14 protein-coding genes are annotated in these 21,351 nt (G+C 40.2%); 12 read left to right on the top strand and 2 right to left on the bottom strand.

From position 1 onward, the window contains the following. The 12 genes from murQ (at position 1) to EZJ28_RS14975 (ending at position 17,626) form a co-directional block, all read left to right on the top strand. Positions 1-822 carry an N-acetylmuramic acid 6-phosphate etherase gene (murQ, locus tag EZJ28_RS15030; RefSeq protein ID WP_131399360.1) on the top strand — a complete coding sequence of 274 codons (822 nt, stop codon included), beginning with the start codon at positions 1-3 and terminating at the stop codon, positions 820-822. Between the two features lie 92 nt (positions 823-914). Further along, complete coding sequence (locus EZJ28_RS15025; RefSeq protein WP_242670141.1) at positions 915-1,940, top strand: carbohydrate-binding family 9-like protein; 1,026 nt, start codon at positions 915-917, stop codon at positions 1,938-1,940. 8 nt (positions 1,941-1,948) lie between these two features. After that, positions 1,949-3,064: a putative glycoside hydrolase gene (locus EZJ28_RS15020; protein WP_131399356.1), complete on the top strand. Its 1,116-nt coding sequence runs from the start codon at positions 1,949-1,951 to the stop codon at positions 3,062-3,064. A 295-nt stretch (positions 3,065-3,359) separates the two neighbouring features. Then, a complete protein-coding gene (locus tag EZJ28_RS15015; protein ID WP_242670139.1) occupies positions 3,360-6,449 on the top strand; it encodes a SusC/RagA family TonB-linked outer membrane protein in 3,090 nt (1,029 codons plus the stop codon). An 11-nt stretch (positions 6,450-6,460) separates the two neighbouring features. Further along, a complete protein-coding gene (locus tag EZJ28_RS15010) occupies positions 6,461-8,164 on the top strand; it encodes a SusD/RagB family nutrient-binding outer membrane lipoprotein (protein WP_131399354.1) in 1,704 nt (567 codons plus the stop codon). Between the two features lie 135 nt (positions 8,165-8,299). Then, positions 8,300-9,424 (top strand): glycoside hydrolase family 18 protein, encoded by a 1,125-nt coding sequence (locus tag EZJ28_RS15005; RefSeq protein WP_207388475.1) that lies wholly within the window; start codon positions 8,300-8,302, stop codon positions 9,422-9,424. Positions 9,425-9,440: 16 nt separating this feature from the next. Next, entirely contained in the window at positions 9,441-11,069 is a 1,629-nt protein-coding gene (locus EZJ28_RS15000; RefSeq protein ID WP_207388474.1) for a glycoside hydrolase family 10 protein, read from the top strand. Positions 11,070-11,076: 7 nt separating this feature from the next. Further along, complete coding sequence (locus EZJ28_RS14995; RefSeq protein ID WP_131399352.1) at positions 11,077-12,525, top strand: sodium:solute symporter; 1,449 nt, start codon at positions 11,077-11,079, stop codon at positions 12,523-12,525. Positions 12,526-12,535: 10 nt separating this feature from the next. Next, complete coding sequence (locus tag EZJ28_RS14990; protein ID WP_207388473.1) at positions 12,536-14,341, top strand: glycoside hydrolase family 9 protein; 1,806 nt, start codon at positions 12,536-12,538, stop codon at positions 14,339-14,341. Between the two features lie 10 nt (positions 14,342-14,351). After that, entirely contained in the window at positions 14,352-15,371 is a 1,020-nt protein-coding gene (locus EZJ28_RS14985) for a dipeptide epimerase (RefSeq protein WP_131399350.1), read from the top strand. A gap of 12 nt (positions 15,372-15,383) precedes the next feature. Continuing rightward, on the top strand, positions 15,384-16,364 hold the full coding sequence (locus EZJ28_RS14980; RefSeq protein WP_131399348.1) for an aldo/keto reductase: 981 nt from the start codon (positions 15,384-15,386) through the stop codon (positions 16,362-16,364). A gap of 38 nt (positions 16,365-16,402) precedes the next feature. Beyond that, a complete protein-coding gene (locus tag EZJ28_RS14975) occupies positions 16,403-17,626 on the top strand; it encodes a C40 family peptidase (protein WP_131399346.1) in 1,224 nt (407 codons plus the stop codon). 108 nt (positions 17,627-17,734) lie between these two features. Here the strand turns inward: EZJ28_RS14975 and EZJ28_RS14970 are convergent, their stop codons facing one another. Together EZJ28_RS14970 and EZJ28_RS14965 are read right to left on the bottom strand one after the other, a co-directional pair. After that, positions 17,735-19,573 carry a PQQ-binding-like beta-propeller repeat protein gene (locus tag EZJ28_RS14970; protein ID WP_131399344.1) on the bottom strand — a complete coding sequence of 613 codons (1,839 nt, stop codon included), beginning with the start codon at positions 19,571-19,573 and terminating at the stop codon, positions 17,735-17,737. Positions 19,574-19,586: 13 nt separating this feature from the next. Further along, on the bottom strand, positions 19,587-21,347 hold the full coding sequence (locus EZJ28_RS14965; RefSeq protein WP_131399342.1) for an exo-beta-N-acetylmuramidase NamZ domain-containing protein: 1,761 nt from the start codon (positions 21,345-21,347) through the stop codon (positions 19,587-19,589). Positions 21,348-21,351: the final 4 nt, after the last annotated feature.

Here is a 21,351-nt window from a genome sequence, read left to right as displayed (position 1 = left end):
ATGGAGAATAAGCGACCGGATACAGAGAAGTCTTCTAATTATGATCATCTAGAAAAGATGAGTATCTCAGAGCTACTTGCGAACATAAATAAAGAAGACAAGACTGTTCCAGAAAGAATTGAAGAGGTTTTGCCAAGTATAGAAAGCCTCATTGAGGTGATAGTGCCTAAAATGGATGCGGGTGGCCGACTATTTTATATAGGCGCAGGTACCAGCGGAAGGCTGGGAGTACTGGATGCTTCGGAATGTCCGCCTACCTATGGGGTTAGTGATGATATGGTGATAGGTTTAATTGCCGGAGGGGATTATGCGCTCCGCAAAGCAGTAGAGAATGCTGAAGATGATACTCAACAGGCCTGGAAGGATCTTCAGCAATACGAGATAGGGAAAAACGATGTACTTATAGGTATTGCAGCTTCGGGCACCACTCCATATGTTATTGGCGGAATAGAAGATGCCAGAAAAAATGGAATCACCACGGGATGTATAACCTGCAGTTCTGAAAGCCCCCTTGCTGAAGCTTCAGAGTATCCAATTGAAGTGGTGGTGGGTCCTGAGTTTGTTACCGGGAGTACCAGGATGAAAGCCGGGACCGCACAAAAACTGGTCCTTAATATGATATCTACAACCGTTATGATAAAACTTGGCCGTGTAAAGGGTAACAAGATGGTGGATATGCAGCTTTCCAATCAGAAACTGGTTGGCAGAGGTACCAGAATGATAATGGAAGAACTTGGAATTGGAGCTGAAGAAGCCGAAAAATTATTGAAAGAGCAGGGAAGCGTGAGGAATGTGTTGAAAAGTTACAATAATAAAAAATAGAAGATTTTATCACTCTTGTGGTAAAACTATAATTAACTGAAATACTATTATCTGCCTTGAAAAATCTGCTTAACCTGGTTATCATATGTTTTTTGAGCTCTAACTTATTTTCGCAAAATTTAAAAGAGCCCAGACTCTATATTGCTTATCAAACCTTTGATTCTATAAAAGTGGACGGGATTGGTAATGATCCTGCCTGGGAAAAGGTTGGTTTCAGTCAGGATTTTATCGATATCGAAGGAGAGAAGACCCCCAGTTTTAAGACTAACGTTAAGATGGTCTGGGATGAAAAATATCTTTATTTCTTCGCTAAAATGGAAGAACCTCATGTCTGGGGTACTTTAAAACAGAGGGATACAGTCATTTTTTATAATAACGATTTTGAAATCTTTATAGATCCCGATGGAGACACTCATAACTATATGGAATTTGAAATGAATGCTCTCAACACGGTTTGGGACCTTTTCATAGTTAAACCATACAGAGAGCGGGCACCGATAATCGATAATTGGGATATTAAAGGACTTAAGTCGGCAGTATATGTCAAGGGTTCCTTAAATGACCCGACAGATATTGATGAAGGCTGGAGTGTTGAAATAGCTATTCCATGGGAAGTAATGGCTGAAGCTAATACTCATAATAGGATTCCCAAAAGTGATTTCTGGAGAATCAATTTTTCCAGGGTAAACTGGGATTTTCAACTTGATAACGGAACATACTCCAGAAAAAAAGATGAAAACGGAAAATTCTTACCCGAATATAATTGGGTTTGGTCTCCACAGGGAGTAATTAATATGCATGAGCCGGAACATTGGGGATATGTATATTTTTCTGAAAAGGAACCTGGGACACGAATGGATTTCAGTATTCCTAAAGATGAAAGAGTAAAATGGCTTCTTTATAATTTATATCGTAAACAGAAGACCTTTTACGCCGAGCATAAAAAATGGGCGACTAAAATAGAAGATATCTCAGCTAAAAGAACCCTTATTGAAGGTGAAGAGGTTGAACCTCAAATTGAAAATCATTTGAGTGGATGGAACATCTCTGTAAAGAGTCCGTTTACTGGAGACACCTATCTAATTAAGGAGGACGGAGACCTTATTAAAATTAAATAATCTACCATATGAAAACTAACCAGCTATTTATCTATTTATTATCATTAATGCTATTTGTTTCATGCATGGAAAATAAGTCTGAAAATACAGTTGCAGACAAAGAAAATTCGGAAAATAAGGAAACAAATGATTTCAAGTATTGGGTTTGGACCTCCGCTAATGAAAAAAGAGCGGATTCATCTTATGTCCATGAATTTAAAAAATATGGTGAGAATGGAATTGATGCAGTTTTAATAAATACCAATACCGATCCTGATCTCCTTGCACGGGTTGCTCCATTGGCGAGGGAAGCTGGATTGGAAGTCCATGCCTGGATAATGGCTATGAACCGTCCTGGGGACAGCGTTGCTCTTCAGCATCCTGACTGGTATGTGGTAAGCCGAGATGGTAAATCTACTTTTGACACAAGGCCATATGTGGATTATTACCAGTGGCTTTGTCCCACCAGGGAAGAATCCAGAAATCATGTTCTAAGTCTGGTAGAAAGATTGGCTAAAGTAGATGGTATAGAGAGTGTGCATCTTGATTATATCAGATTTCCCGATATTTTTCTTCCTATTGGTTTACTCCCTAAATACGATCTTGTACAGGAGGAGGAATTACCGGAATTCGATTTTTGCTATTGCGATGTGTGTATAAATGAATTTGAGGAACTTCATCATAAAAATCCCCGGGATTTTGAGAATCCGGCTTTGGATATGGAATGGAAACAATTCCGCTTAAATAAGATCAAAGCGGTAGTGGATGAAGCATATGATATAGCCCATGCAAATAATAAGGATTTAACTGCCGCTGTTTTTCCTTACCCTGAAATGGCAGATCATATGGTGAGACAGCGCTGGGATAAGTGGAAAATTGACGCTGTATTACCAATGATTTATCATAATTTTTATAATGAAGAATTAGACTGGATAGGCTTTGCTACGCAACAAGGGGTTAAGGATCTGGTTGTGCGTGACACTCAACTCCATACCGGAGTATTTGTTCCTGCCATGGATGCTGAAGAGCTGGAGGAGGCTATAAAACAGGCAAAGAATAATGGGGCAAAAGGGATATCCTTCTTTGATGGAAATGCACTTTCCGGTGATCATCTCAAGACGATAAAGGAATTTAAGTCCAAATAATTCCTTCTAATGGATTTTTTAGGGAGACAATAATAAGCATAGAACTTCAGTATTCCTCTACCTTTTGGATGTTCTTAAAGTTATCTTAAAGCAGAGTGTATAAATAATTCAAATTTTTGTTTAAGTTCTAAATGTTCTTATTATTTTAGCTATAACGTTTTCGAGCTTAAGCTAAGCTTGAGAGCGAAATCAATCATTTGTGAATAATTTTTTAAAAACTAAATGTTTTTTGAGTTATTTATGTTAAAATTATTAAGTATTATTCATCAAATTCTAACCAAAAATTAAAACACTTATGGGTAAAAAACTATTTATCCTGTTTGGTTTAATGTTTTTATCATTCAATCAAAACATTATCGCGCAGGAACAAACCGTAACAGGAACAGTTACTGATGGTGAAAGCGGTCTGCCGTTACCGGGAGTTACAGTTATTGAAAAAGGCACTAGTAATGGAGTAGCTACCGACTTTGACGGAAATTATTCTATTACCGCACCGGCAGATGCTGTACTTGTATTCTCAATGCTAGGATACGGGACACAGGAAATTGCATTAGAAGGCAGAACTACACTGGATTTAGTACTTTCTGTTGATGCCCAGGCTCTTGATGAGGTTGTGGTAACCTCGTTGGGAATAACCAGAGAAAAGAAATCTTTAGGATATGCAGTTACTGAGCTGGAATCTGAAGAAGTAAATACTGTTAAGAACTATAATGTTGCCAGTTCCTTAGTTGGTAAGGTTGCTGGTCTTGTAGTAAACCAGTCTAGTGGTGTAGGTTCGGGTTCAAGGATAACCATTCGTGGAAATAACACACTTACGGGAAACAACCAGGCATTAATTGTTGTTGATGGTATTCCGATCGATGCATCAGGAACCGAGTCTGGAGGTAGTATTTACAATAGTACTGTAACAGGTGGTGGTATTACCGATATTAACCCTGCCGATATCGAATCGGTTTCGGTACTTAAAGGACCTAATGCTGCTGCCCTATATGGTTCAAGAGCGGCAAGCGGGGTAATATTAATAACTACCAAAAAAGGTACAAAAGGTAGAGGATTAGGAATTTCAATAAATTCCAACATCTCTATTGAAGAACCTATGTTTTTACCGGAATTTCAAAACGAATACGGACAGGGTGTTAATGGTGCGCCTTATGCGGACCTGGCTAACTTTGGAGGATCATCCTGGGGATCAAGGCTTGATGGTTCAGAACAGCTTTACTATACAGGAGAGCAAAGACCTTATACTGCCCAGCCTAATAATGTGGAAGATTTCTTTGAAAATGGAATTCAAAGTATCAACACCCTTTCAATGGATAAAGGTGGTGAAGATTACAGTTTAAGATTTTCCTATACTAATAACGCAACTACATCAATAATACCAAATTCAGAACTTCAGAGTCACAACTTTAACCTTAGAGGAGTTGTGGATCTTTCAGATAAAATGAGTTTGGATAGTAAGGCCACATATTTTACTCAGGAACTTAATAATAGGGTAAACCTGGGTACTGAAGGAGTTCTTGCATATGTATATAGAATGCCAAGAAATGTGCGTATAGATGATCTTAAAAAATACAAGCCATCTCTTTGGGCCGATCCTCAAATGTTTGAAGACGAATATGGATCTATAAGTTATGCTGGCCAGAATAAGAGTATAGGTAATCCATATTGGATGCTCAATGAAGACACCAATGATGAAAGAAGAGATCGTTTTCTAGGTTTCACAAAGCTTAATTATGAGTTTACAGACTGGCTCTCAGCTTTTGCAAGAGTAGGGGGAGACGTAACCAACATTCGAAGTGATTACATCCAGGATTATGGACATCACTTTTTCTATGATGGACGCCTTTCTTTAAGTACAAGAAAGAACACAGAAATAAATGCTGATTTTCTTTTTACAGCAGACAAGGATCTGACAGATAAATTGAACCTGGTAGCCAATGTTGGAGGAAGTTTATCTAAAAGAACTTTTGAGACAATGAATGTTTCCGGATCTCAGTTTAGATTACCATCCAGATCATTCCTGAATAATACGAATGTACAGTCAAGCAGCCATACGCCTCTTGGTGTAAAGAAAATAAATTCTCTTTACGGTTCATTCAGCTTCTCTTATGATGATCTAATGTATCTTGATCTGACTGCAAGAAATGACTGGTCTTCTACCTTAAGCGAAGATAATCGTTCATATTTCTATCCTTCAGTTAGTTACTCTTTATTGGTAGATAGATTCATTGACCCAGATAAAGATATTTTTAACTTGCTTAAACTAAGAGCGAGTTGGGCAGAAGTAGGTAATGACACGGGTGTATATCAACTTTATCAAACATTTAGTGTTCCTCAGGATGGCTATCTTGGTTTGACTGTTCTTGAAGGACCTAGCGTAAAATTGAATCCTAACCTAAAACCTGAAAGTGTTACTTCTACAGAAATTGGATTGGAATTCAATATGTTCATGAATAGACTTTATGGAGAACTTTCGCTTTATGACATTACTACAACCGATATGATTTATAATGTTCCGGTGCCTTTTGCTACAGGATACAGTACATTTAAAGAAAATATTGGTGAGGTTCAGAACCAGGGTATAGAGGTTATGATTGGAGGTGTACCGGTAAGAACTGAAAACTTCAGATGGGATATAAGTGCTAATTTTTCTAAAAATGAGAATAAGCTTATTGAGTTAATTGAGGGTCTTGATTATACAGTACTTAACTCCCTTGGAGGGCTTTCTATTAGAGCTGAAGTTGGTGGCGGAATCGGTGATATTTACGGCTCTACCTGGAAAACTAATGAAAATGGAGAGCGTTTAGTAAATGCTGAAGGTTTCCCATTAGCTGCTGGAGAAAGGGAAAAACTAGGAAACGCCCAGCCAGATTGGATTGGTGGTCTTACGAATAACCTGACTTATAAAAACTGGAATTTAAGATTCCTGATCGATGGAAGATTTGGAGGAGAAATTTATTCAGCTACGTCTTCATACCTGGATGCTGCCGGGGTTTCTGAAAGGAGTCTTCAGTATAGAGGAGAAGGTATTGTGGTAGACGCGATAAACGAGGAAACAGGAGAACCTAATACAGCTTCAATTACCGCTCAGGAATACTGGGGTAGCTATTCAGGTATTACATCTAATTATATTTATGACCAAACCAATGTGAGATTAAGAGAATTTGCATTAACTTATAGATTCCCAGGAGACTTTACAGATAGTATTGGACTCAATGCAGCTTCTATCGGATTAATTGGAAGAAACCTCTTCTTCCTTTATAAGGATGCTGAAGACATTGACCCTGATTCATCCATCGGTACAGGTCTTTCCGGCCAGGGGATCTCACTGAACAACGCGCCAACCATACGCAGTCTGGGAGTAAATGTTAATATTAAATTTTAATGAAAAAAATTATGAAAGGAATATTGAAAATCTTTAGTGCGACTTTGCTGTTGATTTTTTCATTATCGAGTTGTTCAGATTTTGAGGAAATCAATACGAAACCTGATGCCTTTACCTCTGATGAGGTAAGTGCTAAATACTTTCTAACTGGTATCCAGATCGAGTTATATGCACCTAATCGCTATCCATACTGGAGAGCACAGCTAATACATGCCGATCGATTTGCCGGTATGTTTACCTTTGGGTTTAATGGATGTTGGTGGAACGATGGTCTGGCCTACTCGTATAGTGGAGGATATACTGATGCTGCTTATGACTGGATGGCTAGTTATGTAAGTAAACTTAGTGTGTACCAGAACTTTGTAAAAGAAGGAGGAGATCTGGAAAATGAGAATTTCTATGCTATAGGACTTATCATGAAAGGACTTTATTATCAAATGTATACCGATACATTTGGTATGGTTCCATATACTGAAGCTTCTAATCCGGATATTATTACTCCTAAATTTGATACACAGGAAGAGATCTATAAAGGGGTGATAGCTGATCTGGACCGGGCTATGGAGATCATTGGAAGTCAAACCGAAACAGGAACGGGTGTAGAGCTTTTAACCGGCAATGACCTTTTCTTTAACGGGGATCTTCAGAAATGGAAGAAAATGGCCAATACTCTTAAGTTAAGAATGGCCTTAAGAGCTCAGGGCGCTACCGGAGCTGGTTTTGCGGACGCGGTAATTAATGAGGCTTTATCCAGTCCTTTACTAACTGACGAGGGTGATAATGCCTTACTACCAAAAGATATTGAGATCAGCCAGTGGGCTAATGCTGCATATGGAGATGTATGGCATAACTTCGGTGGTCGTGGATCAAAATGGAAAGTGGGAAAAACGGTGGTAGACTATCTCAGGGATAATAACGACCCAAGACTTCCACATTATGCAGAACCTATCATAGGAGGCGAAGTTACATTTACTAAACCATCAGAAGGTTCTGGCGTTGCTTTATTTGATAAGTACGTATCATTTATTCTTGGAGAACTTGATAATGCGGGAGTATCTTATACCCGTGAGGATTCAGCAGATCAGGTTAAAATTAATGTATCAGATGAACAGCCTTATTATGTTGGTCAGCCAACAAGGCTAAACGGAGACATTTATCCTCATGTTAAATATGAACTTTTCTCTGCTCCGGCTGAATGGGTTGTCAACCCTAAGAATTCCGGTGAGCCAATTTTCCCTGAAGTGGTGATGACGGCTGCTGAAGGTAACTTCCTTCAGGCTGAAGCCATCGTTAAAGGACTCGGAAGTGGTGATGCTCAAACCTATTATCAAAATGGTATAGCTGAAGCCATGAAAATTTGGAATGTGGGTCAGGATGAAATAGATAACTTCCTTGCTAACGAAGATATGGCCTTGTTAAATGGAACTATGGAAGAGAACCTCGAGAAGATTGCTATTCAGAGATGGTTAGCCTCCTATACTGACGGTTTCGAAGCCTGGGCTATCGTTCGTGATACTGGCTATCCAAAAGAACTAGCTAACGGAGTATCTGATTATGATATATATTCAGCCGGTACCTTAAATGGTGAATATCCGCAAAGAATGAGGTATGGTAACCAGGAATATAATACCAACGGTGCTAACCTTGAAGCTGCGCTTCAAATACAGGGACCTGATGAGCAGGGAACTGAACTCTGGTGGGCACCAAATAATTAAATTTAAAAGGCTAATGTAGAAAGGATCGCCAGATTTATTTTTTTGGCGATCCTTTTTTTATTGTTGAAGGGTGAAAATAAACGTCGCTGCGTTGTATTTGAATATATCTTAATTATCCACTAATAATTGATCAAAATGAGAAATGTTTTTCTATTACTATGCATGATCACACTTTTTAGTTCTTGTCTTAGCGGGGTCTCCGGAAAGAAAGCAAATAATCAAACTCCATCTACAAAGGATGACTTCAAGGTTATAGGTTACTGGCCAGGTTCAAATAAAAAGATAGACACAGGAAGTATTAAGCAACTGGACCAGATCATCTATAGTTTTCTTCATCTTAAGGGGACTAAACTGCAAGTTTCTCCTGAGGATGCTGTTCATCTTGAATACCTTGTTGGGTTAAAGAAAATTAATCCTGAACTGGAAGTTCTTATCTCACTTGGTGGCTGGGGTGGCTGTGAAACCTGTTCTGATGTTTTTTCAACTGAAAGTGGAAGGATGGACTTTGCTAAGTCGGTAAAAAATATCATGGAAAAATATGATGCCCAGGGAATAGATTTGGATTGGGAATATCCTGCAATTCGCGGTTATGAGGGCCACGCTTTTAAACCTGAAGATCGGGAAAACTTTACCTTATTAATCCAGGATCTCCGAAATGTTCTAGGTCCTGAAGCTGTAATAAGTTTCGCCGCCGGAAGCTTTAAAGATTACCTTGAAAAATCTGTGGATTGGGCCGAGGTTATGCCCTTAGTAGACCATGTGAATTTAATGACTTACGATATGTTTAATGGAGGAAGTTCAACTACCGGACATCATACCTCATTATATCCTAACGAATATCAAAAGAACTCTGCCCATTTCACTATTAATTACCTTGATTCTTTAGGTGTTCCAAAAGAAAAAATGGTACTGGGAGCTGCTTTTTATGCAAGAGTTTGGGAAGAGGTAAATGATTCCATGAACGGCCTTTATCAGGTAGGTAAGTTTAAAGAATCCATCCTTTATAAGGATATTGAGGCCTATAAAAAAAATCATTCCGGATTTGAATATTTTTATGATTCAGTAGCTCAGGCCCCATATCTTTACAATGCATCAGAAAAACTTTTCGCAACCTACGATGATTCATCTTCCATTACCAGTAAAACAAAGTATGCATTAGACCATAATTTGGGTGGTATAATGTTCTGGCAATTATCAGGAGATAATACGGATGGCCTTCTTGATATAATTGATGAAGTGATAATCGAACATAATAAATAATCTTGAGTTCATATTGATGAATAAATTAAAAATTAAGTTAGGTCTTTTTGTTTTATTAATGGTTGGTTGCAAGACTACCCAACCCATTGTCACTACAAAAGAAGAAACTCAGAAAGTTGAAGAAATTAGTAATGAGGTTGAAAATGAAGAAGAAATCCCTGAAGTTCCCGAGGATGATGTTCTGATATCAAAAGAACGGGCTGAGGTTACTAAAAATGCAATTAGCATTTCCTATCCGCTGGACATCTACGAGTTCAGGGCGGCATGGGTGGCTACGGTGGCCAATATTAACTGGCCCAGCAAACCTGGTCTTTCTACCAGTGAACAGCAGCGAGAAGCTCTTAAACTTTTAGATTTTCTTCAGGAAAATAATTTTAATGCGGTGATATTTCAGGTGAGACCCCAAACAGATGCTCTGTATGATAGCGAACTGGAACCCTGGTCTTATTTTTTAACAGGAAAACAGGGAAAAGCGCCTGAACCTTATTATGATCCACTTAAATTCTGGATAGAAGCGGCCCATAATCGCGGTCTCGAATTGCACGTATGGCTCAATCCTTATCGCGCGCACCACACAACCGGAAAGGAGATCAGCGAGAGTTCAATAATAAAAAGAAAACCTGAGCTTGCCCTGGAACTTGAAAACGGGATGTGGTGGTTAGACCCCGCCAAGCAGGGAACTCAGGACCATTCAGCAGCAGTAGTAATGGATCTGGTCAAAAGATATGATATAGACGGGGTTCATTTTGATGATTATTTCTATCCGTATGATTCATATAATAACGGAAAGGATTTCCCCGATAATGATAGCTGGAATGCCTACAAAGATAATGGTGGAGAACTCTCGAGAGGTGACTGGCGCCGCTTCAATGTAAACCGATTTATCAAGCGGGTGTACGACGAGATCAAAGCCGAAAAACCACATGTGAAATTTGGATTAAGTCCTTTTGGTATCTGGAGACCGGGATATCCTCAATCGGTAATCGGATACGATCAGTACGAAAAGCTGTATGCTGATGCGAAATTATGGCTTAATGAGGGCTGGATAGATTACTTTACTCCACAGTTATACTGGAGGATTAATCAGGAAGGGCAGAGCTTTCCCGAGCTTCTTGGCTGGTGGGAACGAGAAAACACTAAAGATCGTCACTTATGGCCGGGCATTAATGTGGGACTCGGTGGAGACGATAAGAATATAGATGAAACCATAAATCAGATTATGATATCACGTGGAATGCTGCCTGAAAGTAAGGGAGTGGTTCACTGGAGTATCGGTCCATTGGTTAAACATGATTCCCTTGCCCTTGCTCTAAAACAGGGTCCTTATAAAAAGAAAGCTTTGGTGCCTGCGAGTCCGTGGCTTGATGATACTGCACCTGCGGCTCCGGAGGTTCGAACTTCAGTAAATAATGACCGACTGCAAATAAACTGGGATCACCTTAATTCGGATGATGTCTTTAAATGGGTTCTTTATTTCAGGTATGAAGGCGGAAAATGGGATTATAAGATCCTTTCGGGGGATCTGGATTCATATAGCCTTCAGTATATAGTTGGAGATAAGAAAAAGAAAATGGAAGAAATTGGGATTACGGCCGTAGACAGGACTGGAAACCAAAGTGAGTTTAAAGTTATCAGATTAAAATAGTATTATAATGAGCCCCATTCTGGTTTTTAGCGTCATAGCCGGTTATTTTTTATTACTGATCTCAATCAGTTATTTTACCTCAAGACAAAGCGATAATGCAACATTCTTTACGGCAAACCGCCAGTCTCCCTGGTTTCTGGTAGCCTTTGGAATGGTTGGAGCCACTCTTTCGGGAGTCACCTTTATTTCGGTTCCCGGAGAGGTTGGAAATTCAAACTGGACCTATTTACAGTTTGTGATGGGAAACATGGTTGGATATGCCGTGATCGCCCTTGTTCTTATTCCTCTATTTTATAAACTGAGACTGGTATCCATTTATGAATACCTGAGAGATAGGTTCGGAAAAAGATCTTATCTCGCAGGATCCAGTTTTTTTATTATTTCCCAGACCATAGGAGCCTCGTTCCGACTATTTCTTGCGGCGGTTGTATTACAAATAGCTTTTTTCGATGCTTTCGGCATCCCATTTTATGTCACCGTTCTAACCACGATCCTGCTCATATGGCTGTATACCTTCAGGGGTGGTATAAAGACCATAGTCTGGACAGATACGCTGCAGACTTCCTTTCTTCTGCTGGCGGTAGTAATCAGCATTTTTGTGATCATGAGTCATATGGGTCTGAAGGTTTCAGAAGTGTTAAGTGTGGTATCCAAAAGTGAAATGTCCACAATTTTTGACTGGGACTGGAGATCAGACAGGAATTTTTATAAAACTTTTCTGGCCGGAATATTTATTACAATAGCGATGAATGGCCTTGACCAGAACATTATGCAGAAGAACCTTACTTGTCGAAATAAGAGCGATGCTCAAAAGAACATTTTCTGGTTTTCCCTTACCTTTTTCTTATCAACACTGCTATTTCTCGCTCTTGGAGTGCTTCTTTATAAATATGCGGTGGATCAACAGATAGTTTTACCGGAAAGGAGCGATGAAGTATACCCATTACTCGCATTGAATGAGTTCGGGCTCCTGGCAGGAATCGTCTTCCTGTTGGGAATAACGGCGGCTGCCTTCTCCAGTGCCGATTCGGCATTAACGGCATTGACCACCTCGTTCTGTGTGGATATCCTTGATATTGAAAAGAAAAAGACCGATCAGAAAAAGACCCGAATGCTTGTTCATATTGGTTTTACCCTGGTAATCTTTGTGGTGATAGTTATTTTTAATGCTATTAACGATACAAGTGTGGTAAGTGCAGTTTTTAAGGTGGCCGGCTTTACTTATGGTCCGTTACTCGGTTTATTTGCCTTCGGACTGCTTACAAAGCGCCCCGTAAAGGATCGTTTTGTGCCAGTAGTTTGTATACTTTCACCTGTACTTTCTTTAATCCTGGATTTGAATTCCGCTGATTGGTTCTATGGTTATCAGTTCGGTTTTGAGATCTTGCTTGTAAATGCAGGGATCACTTATCTGGGCTTATGGTTTTTGTATGATAAAAAACCTGGTTTTCTTTAAAAATGGTTAAATGATTTCAGTTCATATAAATAAATCGGTTCTGGCAGTAATGTTCTTAACATTATGCGGGACATTTTATGGACAAAAGGATGAGCTTTTTATCAGGATCAATCAGGTTGGCTATCTGGAAGATGACCCAAAAGTGGCACTTATTTTTTCGAATACCTCTTTAAACACTGAAGTGACACTAGTAGAAACTGAAAATGAACAGATCGTTTTTCAGGGGAAACCTAAGAAAATAAAAAACAAAGGCTGGGGAAATTTCAGGTATTATTATGAAATTGATTTTTCTGAAGTTACCCAAAGGGGACGATTCTATTTTTCGGTTGAAAATACCAGGTCTGCTCAATTCGGGATAGGCCGGGAGCATTCTTATAAGAACTATCAGGAAGATTTACTATCATTTATGCGGCAGCAGCGATGTGGCTATAATCCCTTTCTGGATATGGTTTGTCATCAAAAGGATGGCCGTAGTATGTATGGACCCATGGCCGATTCTACTTTCATAGATCTTAGCGGGGGCTGGCATGATGCGGGTGATCAGCTTAAATATCTAATCACCACTAGTAATGCCACAGCGAAAATGCTAAAAGCCTATGAGCTATTTCCAGATAAGTTTGCTGATAAGGTAAATGGGTTGGGGCAGGAAGGTAGCAATGGAGTTCCTGATGTTCTTGACGAAGCTAAATGGGGACTTGACTGGATACATAAAATGCACAGTGGAAAAGATCAGCTTTTTCATCAGGTGGCTGACGATCGCGACCACATTGGAATGAAATGGCCTGACAGGGATTCGTCCGATTATGGTTGGGGCCCTAATTCTTACAGAGTTGCATATTTTGCTACCGGAGAACCGCAAGGTTTGAAGGAATTTAAAAGCAAGGCTACGGGAATTGCCAATATCGCCGGCAGGTCTGCGGCTGCTATGGCCATTGCGGCGCGCATATGGAAAAATGACCTTGATGATCCTCTATTTGCTGAAAAATGCAGGCTGGCCGCTGAACAACTATATAAAATGGGAAAGGCCAGGGAAGGCTTTCAGCAGGGTAATTCCTATGGAGCTCCATATAGGTATAATGAAGATACATGGGCAGATGATATGGAGTGGGCTGCAGCCGAACTGTATAAAAATACCCGGGAGGAGATTTACCTTGAAGACGCTATGAGATATGCCGAGATGATAAATAGTGATTCATGGATGGGTAAAACTGAAGCAGATCACTACCGTTATTATCCTTTTTTCAACATAGGTCATTTTGTGCTATACCCCTATGTAAATGAAGATTTTCAGGCTAAACTGGCAGGCTATTATGAGAAGGGAATTAAAGCCTGTATGAATACTGCTCAGGGGAATGCTTTTGGAATTGGAGTTCCATTTATCTGGTGTTCTAATAATCTCACAGTGAATTTATTCAGCCAGGTCCTGCTTTACGAAAAAATGACTGGAAACAGGAAATACCGGCCTTTTATGATGTTGCAAAGGGACTGGCTTTTTGGCCGAAACCCCTGGGGTACCTCTATGTTTACCAGGATCCCTGAATATGGAGAATATCCCGAAAGTGTTCATACCAGCATCTGGTATCTTACCAGGGAAGAAGTTCCCGGCGGACTGGTGGATGGTCCGGTTTATGCCTCGGTGTATAATTCCTTAAAAGGCATAGAACTTAAAGAAGAAGATGAATTTGCTAAATTTCAGAATGATTATGTGGTCTATCATGACGATTTTGGTGATTATTCTACAAACGAACCTACAATGGATGGTACTGCCGATGCCATCTTAATGCTGGCATATTTGGCAGAAGCCTTAAAGGAATAAAAAGAAATTTATGGCGCTTAATTTTTATCCATTTGATCTTGAATTGAAAAATACCTTCACTATTAGTCACGGCTCGAGAGATTTTCAGCCAAGCCTGATAGTTGAAATTACTGAAGGTGAATTTTCGGGTTATGGTGAAGCCGCGGCAACTTCATATTATGGAGTTAGTATTGATAAAATGATCGCTTCTATAAAGGAAGTGGAACAGATCGTGCGAGAAAATATTCAGCTTTCGCCCGAAGAATTATGGGAGCTTACATTTCCGCAATTAAAAAACAATCCTTTTGCTCAATGCGCTCTGGACATCGCCATGCATGATTTGCATGGAAAGCGTAACGGACAGCCACTATATAAGATGTGGGGTTTAGAACTGGAGAATTTACCTCTCACAAATTATACTATTGGAATAGATTCTGTTGAAATGATGATCCAGAAAATGAAGGAATTTCCATGGCCGCTATATAAGATCAAGTTGGGTACAGATGAGGATGTTAGAATAGTAAAGGAGTTGAGGAAGCACACCGATGCTGTCTTCAGGCTGGATGCCAATGCAGCGTGGACAGCAGATCAGGCTATAGAGAATAGTTATGAACTTAAAGATCTGGGAGTGGAATTTCTTGAACAGCCGCTCCATCCAGATGACCTTGACGGAATGAAAAGGCTTTATAAAGATTCAGCTTTACCGCTTATAGCTGATGAAAGCTGTATTGTGGAAGAAGATGTGAAAAAATGCGCTCCTTTTTTTCACGGAGTGAATATTAAACTCACCAAGTGCGCCGGACTCACACCCGGGAAAAGAATGGTTAGGGAAGCCCGGGATTTGGGTTTAAAGGTCATGGTTGGTTGTATGACCGAATCTACTGTGGGGATCTCGGCTATCGCTCACTTACTGCCTTTGCTTGATTATGTGGATATGGACGGAGCTATGTTATTAAAATCTGATATTGCCGATGGGGTGAAGGTTTATGATAAAAAAGTACATTTTCCCGATAGGAACGGTACAGGCGCTAAATTGCTTAAATTCAGTTAAAATTACACGGTTATGAATTATAGGAAATTTGGAAATACAGATCTTCAGGTTAGTGAAATAGGATTTGGTGCCTGGGCTATAGGAGGTGGAGAGATGGTAGGAGATACGGCAATTGGCTGGGGAGATGTGGACGACCAGGTTTCCAAAAAAGCGATCTACCGTTCCCTGGACCTGGGGATAAATTTCTTTGATACGGCAGATATCTATGGGCTTAATCATTCTGAAAAGATAATTGGAAAGTTCCTTGGGAAAGAAAAAGAGGCAGTAATTGCCACCAAAGTAGGGAATGTTGCCAGGAACGGACATTTCACAACAGATTATTCCAAAGACTATATAATATCAGCCTGTGAAGCAAGTTTAAAAAGACTGAAACGGGAGTGCATAGATTATTATCAACTACATACTGCGCGGCTCCCGGATTTGCAGGAGGGAGAATGCATTGAAGCAATGCAATTATTGGAAAAACAAGGTAAAATAAGGTATTGGGGGCTATCTCTGAATACTTTTGAACCGAAGGCCGAAGCCGATTTTTTAATGGAGAATAAATTGGGCAGCGGATTTCAGCTCGTTCTGAATATTCTGAATCAAACAGCGGTACCTTTAATGAAAAAAGCTTCAGGTGTAGGATATGGAATCATTGCACGTATGCCGCTACAATTTGGTTTATTAACCGGTAAATTTGATTCCGGTGCCGAGTTCCCTTCAAATGATCATCGAAAAGGAAGACTCACCAATGAAGTTATAAGTGCATATAAAGAAGCCATGGATCCTGTCTGGCAACTTTGTGAGAAGTATGACATTGGTAAAACTCAGCTGGCCTTAAGTTTTATTCTGGGTTTTAAGGAGGTTTCAGTGGTGATTCCCGGAATAAGAACAGCGGAGCAGGCAGAAAAAAATTGCCTAGGTTTAACCAAACTGGAAAAAGAAGATATGGAAATGATTCAGAATACCGATTTTAGCAAAGTCCTGGAGGTTATTCGCCAACAGGGATAAAAAGGTTTGTAATAAGAATAATAAAATAGAATTCAGAAATGATCAAAAAAATTAATTACACAATACTGATGTTTTTCCTGGTTCTGGTTTCCTGCCAGGAAAAGAAGGAAACAGAAGTTAATAAGGCTGCAGAGGTGATAGCCGAAGTTAGGGAAGATCATGCTCCCGATAGCCGGGTGGCTCTTTTTGAAGTGGAAGCCAACAAGAAAGGAGAAGGCTATATTCTTCAGGGAGAATCTAATTTGCCTGAAGCTGTGGATGAGCTTAAGAACAGGCTTAAAGAGGATAATATTCAGTTTACCGATAGTATAAGGATGTTACCTGATGAAAAAGGTCTGGAGGGCGAGACCATGGGAGTGGTTAAGATTTCGGTAGCGAATCTCCGTGATGAGCCGAAGCATTCTGCCCAGCTGGTTACTCAGGCAACAATGGGAATGCCTTTAAAAGTTTATAAAAAACAAGGAGGATGGTATTATGTTCAGACGCCCGATGACTATCTGGCCTGGGTGGATTATGGAGGGGTTGAGAATATGACACCCGATGAATTTTCTGAATGGAAGAAGGCTGACAAACTGATCTTTCTTGAATCCTTTGGCGCTTCATATCAGAATCCCGAGGCTTCTTCCCCAACTGTTGGAGATCTTGTTGCAGGGGACATTCTGGAGCTTGTAAGCGAAGAAAATGGATTTTATGAGGTACGTTATCCAAATAAGAAGAAAGCCTTTGTAAAGAAAGAAAATGCCCGTCCTTATATCGAATGGCTATCATCTTTGGATCAGAAAAAGGAAAGTCTGGTGGAAACTTCCAAAGAATTGATGGGACTTCCTTATCTATGGGGAGGTACTTCCCCAAAAGGAGTAGATTGCAGTGGGTTTACCAAAACGGTTTATTTCCTTAACGGAATGGTTTTGCCGAGAGATGCCTCTCAGCAGGTTCATACTGGTAAACTCGTAGATACTACCAGAAATTTTGAGAACCTTATCCCGGGCGATCTTCTTTTCTTCGGAAGACCGGCTACAGACAGTACCTCAGAAAGAGTTGTACATGTAGGAATGTGGATTGGAGATAATAAGTTCATCCATTCTATGGGTGAGGTACATATTAGTAATTTTGATACTACCGCATCTGATTTTGATGACTATAACTATAACAGATATCTAAGAACAAAACGATTATTAGACCAGGAAAATAATCAGGTTAGGTACCTTAGTGAGGAGGATATTTTTACAGATGGATCGTCTGAGATTTCCCATGAAGAATAGTTAGGGAAACCTTAAGTCAATTAATAATTAAGTTCTTTAATGCAAAAACCCCCGGAAAAATCCACGGGGGTTTTCTAATTAACACAATTATTAACCTAACTCAAACTATTACCATTTAAGCAACACGACCTTTCCATCCATGGTCGCAGCTATAAGCTTATTCTCTGATAGAAGATTCACGGTGTTCACCATTGAATTATCTATTTTGTATTTCCAATTGATATTTTTCTGTTCTGAATTAACACTGAATACTACACCATTTCGTCCGCCAAAGTAGATATCACCACTTTTTTCAGTGAGCATGGAGGGTACATGATCATAGCCATAATCAAGATCTTTCTTCCAGGCTATTTCAGAATTACTTCCAAGAGCATTGAAAGCCACCAGGGTGTCGTTCATGGTTTTGGCGTATAGAGACTTTCCGTCTTTGGAAATCCCGAGCGACTCTCTCACTTTCGCTTCATTACTGCGCCATAATGTTTCTCCACTGCTGGCTTCTATGGCTGAGATAAACCTGTCTGGAGCTACTATATAAATAGAACCATCCATAGCTACAGGAATTACCATAGCAGGAGAGAACATCCGGTTTGCCGAACCGTTTGCCCATTTCCATTTCAACTCTCCCGTTTTTATATTCAGTGCATACAGGTGCTTATCCCAGGCACCAAAGATTATCTTATCTTCATAAATTAGGGGTTTACTCACAACAGGTCCCTTAATACCGGAAAACTTCCAGATCTCCTTTCCGTTATTAGCATCTATGGCTCTGAAGCTCCCATCACTTCCGCCTATATAGGCTATTCCTCTTCTTATGATCGGTGAGCCTAAGACTGATGCATCAAACTTTAATTTCCAGTTAAGGCTTCCATTTTTGGAGTTCAGACTATATACATTCCCGTCTCCTGATCCCAGAATAACCGTATTTTTATATACGGCAGGGGAAGAGAAGATCCCGCCTTGGGTTTCAAAGCTCCAGATCTTTTTACCGGTTTTTTCAGACAATGCTTCTACCAGGCCGGTACTGTTACCGAAGATCACTTTTCCATCGCTTACGGCAGGAGTGGAGATCACGTTGGCATCGGAATGATATTCCCAGGCTTTTTGCACACGCGGAAAGGAATCATTGACCTTATAGGAAGGTCTTTCATAATTGTTTTTAGTGACGTAGTTGCGCTTGCCGAGTTCAATCTTATTCCATGCCTCAGTAGTTCCAACACCGGGAGTCCGCTCCTGGATATTAGCTAAATTAACGCTTACTTCAATTATATTATATCCGCCTGTTTCTTCTTTTGCTCGCAGGTTAGAGCGTCCCATAACTCCCGGAATTCCTTCAAAATCAAAGGCTTTGTTACGGTGGCCGTGGCCGCAAATGGCAAATTGAGTATTGTATTCCTTCAGCCTTTCCGTGATCTCAAACCAATTGTCAAGGCTGTTGTCTATAGGATAATGATTTACGAAGATGATTGGCTGATCTTTAGGTGTGTTTTTAAGTACATCTTTCAGCCAGACGATCGCGTCACGGGGAATATGTCCGTCAGACATTCTTACATAAGGTCCGGAAGCACATCCAATAAATTTGTAGCCTTCATGTTCAAAAGTGAACTTATCATAGCCAAACTCTTCTATAAAGCTTACTCCGCCTGATTCAGACCATCCCGTATCGTGATTTCCCGGTACCACATAATAAGGAATATCCAGCTTTTCAAGGATCTCTTTCGCCATTGAAAGCTCTTCGTTGGTTCCCATTTCGGTTATGTCTCCCGTTACTATTACAAAATCTATATCATCTAATGCATTTATATCAGAAACCGTACGATTAAGGTCTTCTTCAGCGGTGCCGGAACCAATATGGGTGTCACTCACATGAGCAAATTTGAAGCTCTGAGCGTATATCCCTGTTGTACAAAATAGTATTAGAAGCAGGACCGAAACAGTATATCTTTTCATGGTCTAATTTTTTTTAATACAGCAGGTATTTTTCTCTTTGTTTCTGAAAATATTCCAGTTCCTCTTTCCAATTGCGAGAAACATTTTCCGGCGACTCACCATTATCCAGCAATTCTCTCACGTTAGAAGTTTTAAGAAGATGATCAATTCTCTTTTCTTTCCACTCAAACTCGTCCAGATATTGAGTTTTGAGAGCATGTAAGATGTATATGCCCAGGTCTACAGAGTTGATCTCATCGCGGTTTGTAATTAAGATCTCTACTGCAGGGATTTCCTCTCCAACAAATTTTGGTGGATAGATCTTTATACCCTCAACAATACTATCTGGTTTAAAGCTTGCAGGCCGGAATTTAACTCCCGGTAGTTTATAGGAATTGAGCAGACTTGAAAGTTCTTCAGCTCTTATCCAGGGCGCCCCAATGAATTCAAATGGCTTTAGTGTGCCTCTTCCTTCTGAAAAGTTCGTTCCCTCCAACAGGCACGTTGCGGGATATAATAATGCCGTAGTAAGTCTCAACATATTAGGAGATGGCTTTATCCAGGGAAGCCCTGTTTTATCAAAGTAGGAGCTTCGGTTATAATTTTCCAGTGGGACAACAGTGAGTTCGGCGGTTGATCTTCCGGCTCTTTCTCGTTCTTTATTGAACATCGTGGCCATCTCCCCAATGCTCATACCATGAACCACAGGAAGACTTTCAATGTTTGTAACAGGCTTAAAGGGAGTCCCGATTGGTCCTGCCACAGTGATAGCATTAATAGGGTTGGGCCGGTCAAGAACGATGTATGGAATTTTATTTTCGGCAGCAGCTTCCATGGCGAATAACATGGTTCGGATGTAAGTATAATACCGGGCTCCAATATCCTGAATATCGAAAATTAAAACATCAATTTGTTCCAGCATTTCCGGTGTAGGTCTTTGGGTTTTACCATACAGGGAAATCACCGGTAGGCCAGTGGCTATATCTTTAGAATCTGAAACATGGGTGTCCTGTTCTCCACGAATCCCGTGCTCTGGCCCGAACAACAGTTTCAGGTCTGTTTGAGGATTTTTAGAAAGAAGGTCTACCAGATGCTGTCCATCGGGAAGAATACCCGTATGATTTGTTATTAGTCCAATCCTCTTTCCTTTGAGGAGCTGAAAATATTCCTTTTCGAATAATCTTTCGGCTCCAATCCTTACCCGTTTATCTGTTTTCAGAAGTGGCAGGCGTCTGTAGAGATCGTCCCCGGGGCAGCTGGTTTCAGCCTGATCCTTATGACCGGACACTGTTGAAAGTGGGATACTATATTTTTCTGAGACATGGTAGACGAGTTGCTTCAGGCTATTCCACTGCTCTGGTAACACTTCTTCATTATTGAAGTTTCCTTCCACAACGATGAGAAGATGTCCCTTAAGGTCATAGTCAGTATTGGAATCTCCCTGGTAATTTACATCCCTTCCTTCCGCTATTTTTCCGTTGGTTGAGATATAGAAATGATAAGGAACATCTGCCCAGGCCTTTTTGGTTTTACCACTTGCCAGTTTAGAATCTTTCTGAGAGAAATTTTGTAGCCCCCTGAGCTTTTCTTCTATGGGAAGTTCCGGTTTTTGAGGCATGCCCGAATGATGTATCGTAATGAAGCGGGGTGTGTGCGGAATCATCTTCAATACGGGATCCTTAGCGCCCCATTCTTCCCTGCTTATTATTTCTGGGTTTGTTAAGGTATTTTGAGCCAGTAATGAACAGTTAAAGAGTACCAGGAGGAAAATGTATTTGGTGAGGGTCTTAAACATAATC

This window comes from Gramella sp. KN1008 (assembly GCF_004332155.1).
Lineage (GTDB): Bacteria > Bacteroidota > Bacteroidia > Flavobacteriales > Flavobacteriaceae > Christiangramia.
This window is presented reverse-complemented; position numbering and strand designations above follow the sequence as displayed.

Bases quoted from the DNA above. Each gene is read 5' to 3' on its own strand.
- murQ (WP_131399360.1), top strand. From the start codon at position 1: ATGGAGAATAAGCGACCGGATACAGAGAAGTCTTCTAATTATGATCAT.
- EZJ28_RS15020 (WP_131399356.1), top strand. From the start codon at position 1,949: ATGAAAACTAACCAGCTATTTATCTATTTATTATCATTAATGCTATTT.
- EZJ28_RS15015 (WP_242670139.1), top strand. From the start codon at position 3,360: ATGGGTAAAAAACTATTTATCCTGTTTGGTTTAATGTTTTTATCATTC.
- EZJ28_RS15010 (WP_131399354.1), top strand. From the start codon at position 6,461: ATGAAAGGAATATTGAAAATCTTTAGTGCGACTTTGCTGTTGATTTTT.
- EZJ28_RS15005 (WP_207388475.1), top strand. From the start codon at position 8,300: ATGAGAAATGTTTTTCTATTACTATGCATGATCACACTTTTTAGTTCT.
- EZJ28_RS15000 (WP_207388474.1), top strand. From the start codon at position 9,441: ATGAATAAATTAAAAATTAAGTTAGGTCTTTTTGTTTTATTAATGGTT.
- EZJ28_RS14995 (WP_131399352.1), top strand. From the start codon at position 11,077: ATGAGCCCCATTCTGGTTTTTAGCGTCATAGCCGGTTATTTTTTATTA.
- EZJ28_RS14990 (WP_207388473.1), top strand. From the start codon at position 12,536: ATGATTTCAGTTCATATAAATAAATCGGTTCTGGCAGTAATGTTCTTA.
- EZJ28_RS14985 (WP_131399350.1), top strand. From the start codon at position 14,352: ATGGCGCTTAATTTTTATCCATTTGATCTTGAATTGAAAAATACCTTC.
- EZJ28_RS14980 (WP_131399348.1), top strand. From the start codon at position 15,384: ATGAATTATAGGAAATTTGGAAATACAGATCTTCAGGTTAGTGAAATA.
- EZJ28_RS14975 (WP_131399346.1), top strand. From the start codon at position 16,403: ATGATCAAAAAAATTAATTACACAATACTGATGTTTTTCCTGGTTCTG.
- EZJ28_RS14970 (WP_131399344.1), bottom strand. From the start codon at position 19,573: ATGAAAAGATATACTGTTTCGGTCCTGCTTCTAATACTATTTTGTACA.
- EZJ28_RS14965 (WP_131399342.1), bottom strand. From the start codon at position 21,347: ATGTTTAAGACCCTCACCAAATACATTTTCCTCCTGGTACTCTTTAAC.